Annotated in this window: 14 protein-coding genes; 8 read left to right on the plus strand and 6 right to left on the minus strand. The window is 42.8% G+C overall.

What is annotated here, in order from left to right; translation table 11 throughout:
• Positions 1-128: 128 nt before the first annotated feature.
• Both R6U02_RS05880 and R6U02_RS05885 read right to left on the minus strand, forming a co-directional pair.
• Positions 129-1,040, minus strand: a complete 912-nt coding sequence (locus tag R6U02_RS05880; RefSeq protein ID WP_410262690.1) for a hypothetical protein — start codon at positions 1,038-1,040, stop codon at positions 129-131.
• 192 nt (positions 1,041-1,232) lie between these two features.
• Positions 1,233-2,216, minus strand: a complete 984-nt coding sequence (locus R6U02_RS05885) for an aldo/keto reductase (protein ID WP_410262691.1) — start codon at positions 2,214-2,216, stop codon at positions 1,233-1,235.
• Between the two features lie 189 nt (positions 2,217-2,405).
• Here R6U02_RS05885 and R6U02_RS05890 point away from each other — a divergent pair, with 189 nt between their 5' ends.
• The 3 genes from R6U02_RS05890 to R6U02_RS05900 are packed head-to-tail and all read left to right on the plus strand — an operon-like array spanning position 2,406 to position 5,062.
• A complete protein-coding gene (locus R6U02_RS05890) occupies positions 2,406-2,663 on the plus strand; it encodes a hypothetical protein (protein ID WP_410262692.1) in 258 nt (85 codons plus the stop codon).
• Positions 2,664-2,704: 41 nt separating this feature from the next.
• The gene (uvrC, locus tag R6U02_RS05895; RefSeq protein ID WP_410262693.1) at positions 2,705-4,477 is read left to right on the plus strand and encodes an excinuclease ABC subunit UvrC; all 1,773 of its coding nucleotides are present in this window, start codon (positions 2,705-2,707) and stop codon (positions 4,475-4,477) included.
• A gap of 24 nt (positions 4,478-4,501) precedes the next feature.
• Positions 4,502-5,062: a GNAT family N-acetyltransferase gene (locus R6U02_RS05900; protein ID WP_410262694.1), complete on the plus strand. Its 561-nt coding sequence runs from the start codon at positions 4,502-4,504 to the stop codon at positions 5,060-5,062.
• 68 nt (positions 5,063-5,130) lie between these two features.
• On the opposite strand, the gene R6U02_RS05905 is transcribed toward R6U02_RS05900, so the two are convergent.
• From R6U02_RS05905 to thiD, 3 genes are all read right to left on the minus strand, one after another.
• Entirely contained in the window at positions 5,131-5,685 is a 555-nt protein-coding gene (locus R6U02_RS05905; protein WP_410262695.1) for an LURP-one-related/scramblase family protein, read from the minus strand.
• Positions 5,686-5,847: 162 nt separating this feature from the next.
• Positions 5,848-6,015, minus strand: coding sequence for a YvrJ family protein (locus R6U02_RS05910; protein WP_410262696.1), 168 nt, complete (start codon positions 6,013-6,015; stop codon positions 5,848-5,850).
• A 60-nt stretch (positions 6,016-6,075) separates the two neighbouring features.
• Positions 6,076-6,900, minus strand: a complete 825-nt coding sequence (gene thiD, locus R6U02_RS05915; RefSeq protein ID WP_410262703.1) for a bifunctional hydroxymethylpyrimidine kinase/phosphomethylpyrimidine kinase — start codon at positions 6,898-6,900, stop codon at positions 6,076-6,078.
• Between the two features lie 147 nt (positions 6,901-7,047).
• Between thiD and R6U02_RS05920 the strand changes: the two genes are divergently transcribed.
• The 3 genes from R6U02_RS05920 to R6U02_RS05930 all read left to right on the plus strand — a co-directional run bounded on the left by R6U02_RS05920 (position 7,048) and on the right by R6U02_RS05930 (position 9,069).
• Positions 7,048-7,779: an NAD-dependent protein deacylase gene (locus R6U02_RS05920; protein ID WP_410262697.1), complete on the plus strand. Its 732-nt coding sequence runs from the start codon at positions 7,048-7,050 to the stop codon at positions 7,777-7,779.
• Between the two features lie 102 nt (positions 7,780-7,881).
• A complete protein-coding gene (locus R6U02_RS05925) occupies positions 7,882-8,502 on the plus strand; it encodes an NUDIX hydrolase (protein WP_410262698.1) in 621 nt (206 codons plus the stop codon).
• Between the two features lie 27 nt (positions 8,503-8,529).
• Complete coding sequence (locus tag R6U02_RS05930) at positions 8,530-9,069, plus strand: acyl-CoA thioesterase (protein ID WP_410262699.1); 540 nt, start codon at positions 8,530-8,532, stop codon at positions 9,067-9,069.
• 68 nt (positions 9,070-9,137) lie between these two features.
• Here R6U02_RS05930 and R6U02_RS05935 read toward each other — a convergent pair whose 3' ends face one another.
• The gene (locus R6U02_RS05935; RefSeq protein ID WP_410262700.1) at positions 9,138-10,022 is read right to left on the minus strand and encodes a Cof-type HAD-IIB family hydrolase; all 885 of its coding nucleotides are present in this window, start codon (positions 10,020-10,022) and stop codon (positions 9,138-9,140) included.
• A 118-nt stretch (positions 10,023-10,140) separates the two neighbouring features.
• On the opposite strand from R6U02_RS05935, the gene R6U02_RS05940 reads away from it, so the two are divergent.
• Together R6U02_RS05940 and R6U02_RS05945 are read left to right on the plus strand one after the other, a co-directional pair.
• Positions 10,141-10,824: a uracil-DNA glycosylase gene (locus tag R6U02_RS05940; protein ID WP_410262701.1), complete on the plus strand. Its 684-nt coding sequence runs from the start codon at positions 10,141-10,143 to the stop codon at positions 10,822-10,824.
• Between the two features lie 91 nt (positions 10,825-10,915).
• Positions 10,916-11,417: phosphate acyltransferase (locus tag R6U02_RS05945; RefSeq protein ID WP_410262702.1), on the plus strand; the 502-nt coding region annotated here is incomplete at its 3' end.

The raw sequence follows: 11,417 nt of genomic DNA on the forward strand, positions 1-11,417 counted from the left end.
GGAGTTATGCTTTCGATAGTCGTTACAGGTTCCCTACATTATAGGGCTTCCCTCGGTATTGTCTTCCATAAGAAGAGATCCACCGATAAAAAGGAGTGTTTTTTTACGTTGGAGGCATTCGCCGATTGTTAACCACCAACGACAACGTTTGCGCCGATCAAGTTTCCGATATCTAAAATGTGTACCGGACGGACTTTACCGTAGCCTTTGTCGTCAATCTCGATTGGATCCAGATGCGGATCGATATCATTTTTGAGCACTTTATTGATGCCTTCGAACATTTCCTGCAGTGGGGCAGGTCCGGAGGCCGTACCGCCAAAGGTCTTCAAGCGTTCGCCTTCAGGACGGACACTGTTGTAACTGATTTTAATGGTATGGATATCTTCGTTTTCTTTTTTCGTAAGTAAATCCAGGTATTGAGTGAGGGATTCGACCCAGCCTTCTTTTGAGTCACCGACGTAAATTTTAGCAAAACCATTTTCCATTTTGACCGTTTGCGTATGTTCTAAGCGCTGCTCCATCATTACTGGGCGGTACTGAGAGTGCAAGAGGGTCGTGTTCGTACGGATAGGGTCCATCTTTTCAGCCATTTTCTTGCGTGACTTGAAGCCGACACCTGTTCCGACAAGCAGGAGATAGAAGAGTTCACCTAAATCTTCCCATGTTTCAATAGATAGGAAAGAACAGTTGAAATTACCTAAAGCAAAGTTCTTGTTCACTTTTTCGTTGGCATTACCCAACCAGAGGGTTCTTCCTGAAGGAAACTGTTTTGTATTATAAATAGATTCAAACAGTTCTTTCGCTTCTTCGCGCATCTCTTTCAAGTGAATCGAATAACCGATTTTTTTCAAATGTTTGTATTCCAAGGCCATATTGTATTCAATGGCACGCTTAACTGTTTCATGCCAATATTCTCTGCGGCTTTTGTCTTCGAGCCAACGGGAATAGGTGCGGCTATAAACAAATTCTCCCAGTTCATTAAGCGGATTGGGACGCTGTGCTACGTAATCTTCTACGTAGGAAGTAGGTAAAAATTCCATGTGTGTAACTTCCTCTCAATTATTCTTTTTACACTATATATGGTATCAAAATATGGTGTCGTACACAATATATATGTATTTATTAAATTTATGTAACAATTGATGTTCTCTATTGACATGGCTCAACGGCAACAAAAAAAGCCCTTATTCTAAAAAAATAGAACAAGAACTTTCTTCAATAATTAGTAAATTTTAATAAGGACCGCGAATATGATCGTGGACATTTTCCCAATAAAAGTCATTGATGCGTTTTAGTTCTTCCTGACTGAATTCTTTGACATCGAGCGATTTCAAGTTGTCGATGACTTGTTTTTCATTCTTGAATCCGGGAATGACACTTGTGACTGCTTCCTGTTGCATGACCCATTTAAGGGCGGCGCGCACGAGACTGTCACGATCCGCTGCCATCCAGGCCACTTGTTCACTTAATTCGACACCTTTTTCAAAAGGCAGACCGCCGAATGTTTCCCCAACATTGAACGCCTGACCGTCTTTGTTGAAGTTGCGATGATCGTCTTCCTCGAATTTGTGATCCTTGGAGAATTTACCCGTAAGTAAGCCACTGGCCAGAGGGACACGAGCTATGATGCCTACATTTTTTTCCAGGGCTTTTGGAAACAGTTCTTTCAGCGGTTTCTGTCTCAGTACATTGAAAATGACTTGGAGGGCGCTTGCATCAGTATTGTCCAGGACGTATAAGCCTTCTTCGTCCGTCTCAACACTCACGCCATAACTTCTGATTTTACCCTCTTTTTTAAGTTTATCCAAGATAGGAAAAACATCTGTTTCTTTAAGCATTTTTAATGGGGCACAGTGAATCTGGTAAAGGTCGATCGTTTCACGGTTCAAGCGGCGCAGACTGTTTTCCAGATATGTGCGGATCTGTTCTTCCGAGTAATTTTTCGGATCGTCGATATCGCCCATGCGCGTGAATTTCGTCGCGATATGAATGGAATCTTCTTTACCTTTCGTTGCTTTCGCCAGCAGTTCTTCGCTGTGACCGCCACCGTAAACGTCAGCTGTGTCAAAAAAGTTGACGCCCGCTTCCATTGCATGATGTAATCCTTTTAATGCCTCTGCATCATCATGTTGACCCCAGCTGCCACCGATCGCCCAGGTACCGAAGCCGAGCTCACTGATTTCAAGACCTGTATCGCCTAACTTGTTATACTTCATCTAATCTACTCCCTTTGGTTGATCTGTTTGTAGTATACCATATAAAAAGTAAGCGGTTAACTTTTTCGTCGAAATTTTGATTGAAGCAAAACGTCATGGAGAAACCGGATATATGAAAGGCTGACAAATGTTCCCATTTTTGGTAAAATGGCTAAGAATAAAAGGATAAAGGGAATGGAGGAATCGAACATGGAAGAGTTAATGATAGAATTTTATAAAGAGAAAGACGAACAGGCATTTTTAGATGTCTGGCAGGAAAAATACGGCCAGTTAACTGATGATGAAATCGATGAACTCTATGCTGACATTGCGGATGCAATCGACGCTGCGATAAAAAAGGGTGAACATGAATTAGGTCAGCCATATGAGTATAAAGATGTACTGATAGGTAAATCTGATTTTAACGCCTATTATTCCCTGTATATTTTTGAAGCGATAAAAGACTGAGTTTGAGGTGACAAAAGAGTGATCGAGAGGGAGGTGTTTTTTTGTCGAATGAACTGATTGAAAACAAATTGAAGCTGCTTCCGGATCTGCCCGGTTGTTATATCATGAGAAATAAAGATGCTGAAATCATCTATATAGGCAAGGCAAAGAGTTTGAAAAATCGGGTACGCTCATATTTTCGCAGCGAGCATGAAGGGAAAACGAAGCGTCTGGTCGAAGATATCGTTGATTTCGAAACGATAGTGACGGGTTCAGACAAAGAAGCCCTCCTTTTAGAAGTCACCTTGATTCAAAAACATCAACCCAAATATAATATACGGTTGAAACATGGGACTAGTTATCCGTATCTGAAAATAACGAACGAACGTGATCCGCAGCTGGTCATCACGTCAGACGTTGAAAGAGATGGTGCACATTATTTTGGCCCTTATCCTGATGTATGGGCGGCTTCAGAGACAAAACAGCTCATTCAAAAAATATACCCGTTGCGTAAGTGCAATGGGTTTCAAAAACGCGCCTGCTTGTATTATCATATCGGACAGTGTATCGGTCCGTGTGACCATGAGGTTCCGGTAGAAGAGTACGAAGCCCAGATCAAGCGGATCAAATCCTTTTTAAACGGAAATGTTTCCGATATCAAACGGGACTTGAAACAGAAAATGCAGGAAGCGGCGGAAGAAATGAATTATGAGCGTGCAGCTGAATTCCGCGATCAGATGTCTTATATTGAACGGACGGTAGAGAAGCAATCGATCGTTTCGAATAATTACACACCCAGAGATTTCTTCAACTATTATATGGATAAAGGCTGGATCTCGATTCAAGTCTTCATTGTTCGTCAAGCGACCCTGATCAAACGCGAAGCCACGATGTTTCCGATCTTTGATACCCCTGAAGAAGAATTGATGAGTTTTATTCTTCAGTATTATGCGGATATAAATAATCAGAAACCAGTAGAAGTGTATGTTCCGGAAACGGTGGATACAACTCTTCTTGAAGAAACGCTGGGAACGAAAGTGTCCGTTCCACAACGCGGGCGTAAAAAAGAGCTGCTTGACCTAACAGGGAAAAACAGTGAAATTGCCTTGAAACAAAAATTCCGGTTGTTGGAAATGAAAGAAGAAAAAACGACGGGTGCGATAGAAGAACTGTCGCAAGTGCTGGGGCTGCCTTACATCGAGCGAATCGAAGCCTTTGACCATTCGAACATTCAGGGGACAAATCCTGTATCCGCGATGGTTTCATTTAAAGACGGTGTGGCAGATAAAAACAACTACCGTAAATACAAGATAAGAACCGTGGTGGGCAGCAATGAATATGCGACGACTCAGGAAGTCATCAGACGGCGCTACTCACGGCTGCTGAAAGAGAAAAAACCTTTGCCTGATCTGATCCTTATGGATGGCGGGAAAGTGCAGGTCAATGCGGCGGTCGATGTGTTGCAGAATGAATTCGGACTGGATATTCCCGTTGCCGGGATGGTCAAAGACAAAAAACACCGGACCGCCGGGTTGATTTTCGGGAATGATCTGGAACCGGTCGTTTTGAATCCTAGGAGCCGGGCATTTAACCTGGTGCAGCGTATCCAGGAGGAAGTTCACCGGTTTGCCATCACTTTTCACCGGAATGTGCGTGGAAAAAACAGTATTACGAGTCAGCTGGATAATATTGAAGGCGTCGGACCGAAAACCCGGACAAAAGTCTTGCGTCACTTTAAATCGATGAAGCGGCTTAAAGAAGCAGAAATAGAAGAACTGACAGATCTGGGTATACCGGTTAAAGTCGCTGAGCGGATCAAAGAGACAGTTAAGTAAACAGTCTCTCCAAGGAGAATAAACATGGTCAGAGATGCACAAAAAAAAGATGCGGAAGAAATCATTGAATTGTTCAAGATAATATTGACTGATATGGAACTTCCCATTATGAAAAAAGTGACCTGGGAAGAGTTGAAACCTGCATTAGTCGAAGCGGTCAAACGCGACAATTACCGACAGAGCTTCAGAAACGCTATCGTAAAAGAAGTGGATGGAAGCGTAGCGGGTTTTTGTTTTGGCTATATAGGTGGTTTGAGCGATGACGTTTATGAGCCGATCGAAACGATTTTAAAAGAGTTTGAGCTTCCGTTATTTGAGACCTTCACAGATTCCGAAACAGTCGAAGGTGAATGGTATCTGGATTCACTCGTAACAAGTCCCAAGTACAGAGGCCAAGGAATCGGGAAAGAGCTGATGGAAGGGTGCTACGATAAAGCACGTGCTGCCGGGATGACAGTTGTCGGTCTGAATGTCGACCACGACAATCCACGTGCCAAGCAGCTTTACGAGCGTCAAGGGTTCAAAAAGACGGGAGAAATCGTTTTAGCCGGTCACCGTTACGACCACATGCAGAAACAAATCTAAAATAAAAAGCCTGATGACTTTGCTGGAAGATCTTGAAAATCTTCTAGTCAGTCATCAGGCTTTATTAATTATTTGATTTTTACTTTTTTCCAGATCGTTTGCTTTATTTTCATCCATATTGCATGTATGAAGCTTAAACTGTATTTTTCCTGCTGGTATTTCTTCAAGACAGACGATTTGCTAACAGCATAATGATCGAGAAGCACGGCTATCGCCAGAGCGACGGGGATGTCCTGTTCCTTAATGAAATCGACGCAATAAAATTCACCCATGTAGGTAACGCTTTTATCGATCGTTCCAATTTTCTTTCCAAAACGACTCACTGTGAATTGCTGTTTGTCATAATTACCGGTGATTATCCAATTCAAGCGGGTGATGGTGAAAAATGGATTTTTGATCCCTCTGAGTCCCGGTCTTTTTTTCAAGGAGCCGATTTTGTTGCCGTCTTTAAATAAGCGGAATTTAGGAAATAGCGAGAGGATGACCTGTTTGACATCTATCAGACGCTCGCCATCCAAAGAGAAGACAGAAAGTTTGTCGCCGACGCGTCCCCATTTACCGACGATCAAATAAACCTCTTGTCCGGTAGTATCTGTTACAATTAGTCGATCTTGTTTTGACATATGTTCTGGTTTAATAAATAAACGAACCATTTCATTTCACCTCTAGTCCGTAACTTTGGGTCTGGTTTTTTTTATTATAACACTAGTCTCTCTAAAAAAGAAGAAGAGAGTCCAACACAAAAAGAGTGCAGCGACTAAAATGGCTGCACTCTTTGATCGCTATTATTTGACACTGTGAGACATGACTGTTGTCAATTCTTTCAAGGCAACGACGATCGCATCAATTTTGTTTTCCATCCGGTGCAGCAAGAATAATGAAATGAAGATGGGAAAACCAACGTTCGCTATCATATCCAGTGCCGTAGTGAAAAGGGTCAATTGAGTGTCCATAGTCTACCTCCTCTCTATCTATAATAACGAGCGAAGGAGACTAACTGTTACCTATAAAAATCAAATACTGTCTTGTCTATTTAAACGGTAAGCACTGTGGAAAACGGGTCCGACAAATTGATTGTATTTGAATCCAGCTTCAATGGCTTCCGTCACAAAGATTTTAGCTTTCTTAATAGCCTCAATGGGTTCCAGTCCCTGAGCGATTCCAGCCGTGATAGCTGCGGCAAAGGTACATCCGGCACCATGGTTGTTGGCATTTTTTATTTTTTTAGAGGACAAAATGATGTACTCATTGCCATCATAAATTAAATCGATGGCTTCGTCACCAGCGAGAGCTTTTCCGCCTTTGACGACAACGATTTTAGCCCCTTTTTCATGGATGATTTTAGCAGCTTTTTTCATGTCGTCCAGGTTGAAGAGAAGACCCAGTTCAGCAAGCTGACCGGCTTCGAATAAGTTAGGTGTGGTGACGGCAGCTAACGGAATCAAGCGGTTCTTGATCGCTTCCACATTATCAGGGTTCAGCACTTCATCTTCACCCTTGCATATCATCACCGGATCGACTACTAGGAACATTTCCGGATGTTGTTCGACTTGATCAGCAATCGCTTCGACGACTTCTGCGTTAGGCAACATGCCTGTTTTTGCGGCTCCGATATTTGGTCCGGCGAAAGCCGTGATGAGTTGGTCTGTGACCACTTGGGCACTCATGGCTGTGACACCGTGGCTCCAGTTGTTAGCTGGGTCCATCGTAGCAATGGTTGTTAAAGCGGCAATACCATACGTACCGTACTCGGCAAATGTTTTTAAGTCAGCGGCAATACCTGCACCGCCACTTGCGTCATTTCCGGCTATCGTTAATGTTAGTTTCGGTTGATTCATCATTTAACCTCCATGGTTTCATTACTAATGTTATAGTGGGTGATTACAAAAGAAATAGTATTATTTCTTTACGTCATAAGTATAATGGTTATAGAGAGAATCTGCAAAATAATATAACTATAATCGGATCATTTAGGAGTGGTTGATATGGACGGAGCACAAGAGGTTGCTGAGTGGTTAGAAACGAGTCAGAATATTGCTGTCATTACAGGAGCGGGGATGTCGACCGAAAGTGGCATCGCAGATTTCAGATCGGCCAAAGGGCTTTACAACGAGCAGACAAATGAGGGGATCCCCATGGAAGAAGTGTTGAGCCAGTCTTTTTTTGATAAGTATCCCAAGGAATTTTACCGCATTTACAAAGAAAAATTACTGTACCCAAAGGCCCGGCCCAATAAAGGGCATCATTTTTTGAAACAGCTGGAAGATATGGGATACAAGGTGACGGTCATCACTCAAAATATCGATGGCCTGCATCAGAAAGCCGGGAGCAGTAACGTGCTGGAACTGCATGGCAATGCCAACAATGTGATTACCAAATCAGGCAAACTGGCGAGATTCGATGAAGCCAGTATGAATGAAGAAGGACTGAGTATCGGTGGAGAGTGGGCGCGTCCGGCGATCACTCTGTATGGCGAAGCACTCGATACAGCTATGCTTGACAGAAGTATTCAGGCTGTCAAAACAGCGGATATCCTGTTCGTTATGGGGACAAGTTTAAATGTCTATCCGGCAGCCGGCTTGATCTACGATTATACTGGAAGCAAGAGTGCTCTAATAAATAAAGGGTCGACGCCCTTGAATGCGCATTTCAACTTTGTTTTTGACGAGACGATCAGCGACTGGGTCGACGCTCTTTCAGCTCTTATGAGCGACTAACTCAAACACACGCATAGTTATGATGTGATTTATCTGTTTGAATAAGCCGTTCTTTGTTATAATGAACGACAACGAAGGTTAACTAGGTAGGTGAAAAATAGGATGATAGATAAAATAAAAAGAATAATGGCTGATCACCAGGCAAATGCCATTACGGAGCAAAAGAAATATGCGGTTCTGCTTCCCTTGGTCAAGGTGGATGATGCCATTCATGTGCTGTATGAAGTACGGAGCCACCGCGTATCTCAGCCGGGAGAAACGTCTTTTCCGGGTGGTGCTGTCGAAGCAGGCGAGTCATTCCTTGAAGCAGCCACGAGAGAAACGGAAGAAGAACTCAGGATCGATAAAAAAGCGATACAGATATTAGGAGAAATGGATTATATTGTCACACAGGCCCATATCATAAGGTGTTTTGTGGGCTGGCTGCCCGATAGTGAGGTAGCCCGATTGAAACCGAATGAAGAGGTAGAGGGTGTTTTTACTGTCCCACTCGATTACTTCTTGAACCATGATCCAAAGTATTATGAAGTCAGGTTGAAAATGGAACAAGACGATGATTTTCCTTTCGAATTGATCTCTGGTGGGAATCAGTACAAATGGCGTAATATCAATCAGTGCATCCCGTTTTATGATTTAACGGATCATTATCTCTGGGGATATACGGCCCACCTCACTCATCGGTTCAGTGAACTAATAAAAGAAGGAACGTTTGAAATAGAATAACTACGGTAAGAAGGATGGATAAATAAAATGATGGAAGAAACAAAACAAACGATTACGTGTAACGAAACAAGAGTCGTACAGACTCATCGGATCCTCCCACCCGATTTAAACGATCACCAGACACTGTTCGGCGGGAAGTTGATGAGTTATATTGATGATACAGCCTCAATATCCGTGTCCAGGTTCGCTCGAACGAATGATATCGTGACAGCTTCTATGGATGAACTCCATTTTATCCACCCTATCAGACCAGGGCATTCCGTTTGTGTGGAGACCTACGTAACCGGAGTCGGCCGCACGTCGGTTGAAGTCTTCGCAAAAGTTCTGGGTGAAGAGTTAATGACGGGTGAAAGATATATCGCAGCAACCAGTTTCATCACCTTTGTCATCGTTGGACTAAGTAAAGATCAGTCATTGCCACATGTTCGATCGGAATCGAATGAAGAACAGATGATTTGTGGTGAATACCAGGACCGAAAAAAAAGACGTCTAGCTGACCGCTCAGCCAACGAAAAATTAGTCGAAGCTATTTCCATTTTGCCTCCATGGATCACCAACGAGAATTGATTTTCAGATGTTGAAATGAATAAAAACCACTAGAGAAAAGCTAGTGGTTTGAACTCATCATGATTGATTTAATCTGTGTAAAATTTTCCGCTCAACACACGCGAAATGGCCTCAGCCACCCCGTTCTGGCGGTTGCTGGATGTTTCGTATCGGGCGATTTCTTTTACTTCGGGTTCTGCATTGGCCATCGCAACAGAGTATTTTGCCCATTTCAACATGGATATATCATTGATGTTATCGCCTAAAGTCATGACTTCATCAGCCTTGATACCTAATTTTTTGGCTAATTGAGAGACGGCAATACCTTTTTGAGCTTTTTCATGGTTGATTTCCAAATTACGTTGGCTGGAAGCGGTGATCGCTAAACGCGGAACTGTGCGATGCAGCTCGTCTTTAAGCGGATCAAGCACCTCACGCCCTTTTTTTGAATGGACGGATACTTTGAGGATGATGGCACTCTCGTCGTCAACGATCTCCTGATAGTCGTCGACGAATGTGATATCCATTTTATCCACATGTTCAGCCGCATTCTCCATGGCTTCTTCGTAAGAAGTGTCGGGGCTCATGTCATACAGCATGGCTGCCACCATGTCTAACCGTTTCTCTTTATTGTCGGAGAAAATCCCTTTGTTGGTCATGAGTTCTTCGTGGATATCGGTATAGTTATGAAATACAGATAACATGTTTCTGACTGTACTTTTTTCCAAGCCGCGGTTATACATGTTTTTCCCATTCTTATCGAAATACTGCGCACCATTTTGAGCGATCAGTGGACATTTGATGCCGTTTTTCTCTAACAAGGGAAAAGCAAGCGGGAAATCGCGTCCTGTTGCGATAGCAAAGTGAATGCCTTGATGCTGCGCCCGCTTGATAGCAGCGATGTTGGCTTGACTGATGTCCATTTCGTGGTTTAGCAATGTGCCGTCCATATCAGAAACGATTAATTTTATCATATGTGGGTCTACTCCTTTTTTCTCATTCATTCTCATCTATGAGTAGCATACCAAAAATCAGATGAAAAGACATAATTTAATATTAAAGACTGAAATGTAAATTGAAAGGGCCGATTAAATGACTATACCTGTAGAAAATGACTGGAAGCCTATACTGGAAAAAGCGACGGCAAATGAATCATATAACGAACTGAAAACATTTTTAAAAAAAGAATATCAGACAGAGTACGTTTATCCCAAAGCAGAAAACATCTGGCAAGCTTTCGAATGGACCCCTTATCACAAAGTGAAAGTCGTTATTTTAGGTCAGGATCCCTATCACGGTGACAACCAGGCACATGGACTAAGCTTTTCTGTCAATCCTGACATCACCATCCCCCCTTCGCTGCGCAACATGTATAAGGAACTGGAAACTGATCTAGGGATTTCTCCCGTATCACATGGTTACTTGAGGAAATGGGCAGAAGAAGGCGTGCTGCTGCTTAACACGGTATTAACTGTCCGTAAAGGAACGGCTCATTCTCATCAGAATAAAGGGTGGGAGGACCTGACGGATGCCGTCATTCGTGCATTGAATGAACGAGATAAACCGGTCGTCTTTCTTTTATGGGGCAATGCAGCTAAATCGAAACGGAAAATGATAGATGAATCAAAACATGTGGTCATCACTTCCGTACATCCGAGTCCGTTATCTGCGTACAGGGGCTTTTTCGGCTCAAAACCCTTTTCCAGGACAAATGAAGCATTGGAAAAAATGGGACAAGCGCCTATCGATTGGCGGCTTCCCGAAAAACCACAGTAAGCAAAAGGGGAAATAACCGGGTCTACTGTAATTCTTCAACTGAAAGTGGTAAGATGAAGAGCGTATAAAAACAACGATGGAGGTAATATTTATGGAATTATTTGACAGTTTAAAAAGTAAAATCAAAGGAAAAAATTTAAAAATTATTTTTCCTGAAGCAACAGACGAACGCATCTTGGGTGCTGTTGTTCGTTTGTACCACGATCAGTTACTTACACCTGTTTTGATTGGTGATAAGGACGAGGTATCAACTGTTGCCAAAGAACATGGGTTCGATTTGACAGGCATTGATATCATCAATCCAAATACTTACGACAAATACGATGAAATGGTTGAGGCCTTTGTTGAACGCCGTAAAGGAAAAGCGACTGAAGAACAAGCAAGAAAACAATTGAGAGACGTAAACTACTTCGGGACGATGCTTGTATATATGGACAAAGCAGACGGCTTAGTCAGTGGTGCGATCCATTCTACCGGCGAAACCGTTCGACCAGCACTTCAAATCATTAAAACACGTCCTGGTGTCAGCCGTACGTCTGGCGCTTTTATCATGTTGCGTGGTCGTGACCAGGAAAAATATGTTTTCTCTGACT

The organism is Alkalibacterium sp., from assembly GCF_046484155.1.
In the GTDB taxonomy this organism is placed as follows: Bacteria; Bacillota; Bacilli; order Lactobacillales; family Carnobacteriaceae_A; genus Alkalibacterium.

What these genes read in the sequence shown, in the direction of transcription:
- R6U02_RS05885 (WP_410262691.1), bottom strand. Translation starts at nt 2,216, where the DNA reads ATGAAGTATAACAAGTTAGGCGATACAGGTCTTGAAATCAGTGAGCTC.
- R6U02_RS05905 (WP_410262695.1), bottom strand. Translation starts at nt 5,685, where the DNA reads ATGTCAAAACAAGATCGACTAATTGTAACAGATACTACCGGACAAGAG.
- R6U02_RS05940 (WP_410262701.1), top strand. Translation starts at nt 10,141, where the DNA reads ATGACTATACCTGTAGAAAATGACTGGAAGCCTATACTGGAAAAAGCG.
- R6U02_RS05900 (WP_410262694.1), top strand. Translation starts at nt 4,502, where the DNA reads ATGGTCAGAGATGCACAAAAAAAAGATGCGGAAGAAATCATTGAATTG.
- R6U02_RS05910 (WP_410262696.1), bottom strand. Translation starts at nt 6,015, where the DNA reads ATGGACACTCAATTGACCCTTTTCACTACGGCACTGGATATGATAGCG.
- R6U02_RS05935 (WP_410262700.1), bottom strand. Translation starts at nt 10,022, where the DNA reads ATGATAAAATTAATCGTTTCTGATATGGACGGCACATTGCTAAACCAC.
- R6U02_RS05930 (WP_410262699.1), top strand. Translation starts at nt 8,530, where the DNA reads ATGATGGAAGAAACAAAACAAACGATTACGTGTAACGAAACAAGAGTC.
- R6U02_RS05920 (WP_410262697.1), top strand. Translation starts at nt 7,048, where the DNA reads ATGGACGGAGCACAAGAGGTTGCTGAGTGGTTAGAAACGAGTCAGAAT.
- R6U02_RS05925 (WP_410262698.1), top strand. Translation starts at nt 7,882, where the DNA reads ATGATAGATAAAATAAAAAGAATAATGGCTGATCACCAGGCAAATGCC.
- thiD (WP_410262703.1), bottom strand. Translation starts at nt 6,900, where the DNA reads ATGAATCAACCGAAACTAACATTAACGATAGCCGGAAATGACGCAAGT.
- R6U02_RS05890 (WP_410262692.1), top strand. Translation starts at nt 2,406, where the DNA reads ATGGAAGAGTTAATGATAGAATTTTATAAAGAGAAAGACGAACAGGCA.
- R6U02_RS05880 (WP_410262690.1), bottom strand. Translation starts at nt 1,040, where the DNA reads ATGGAATTTTTACCTACTTCCTACGTAGAAGATTACGTAGCACAGCGT.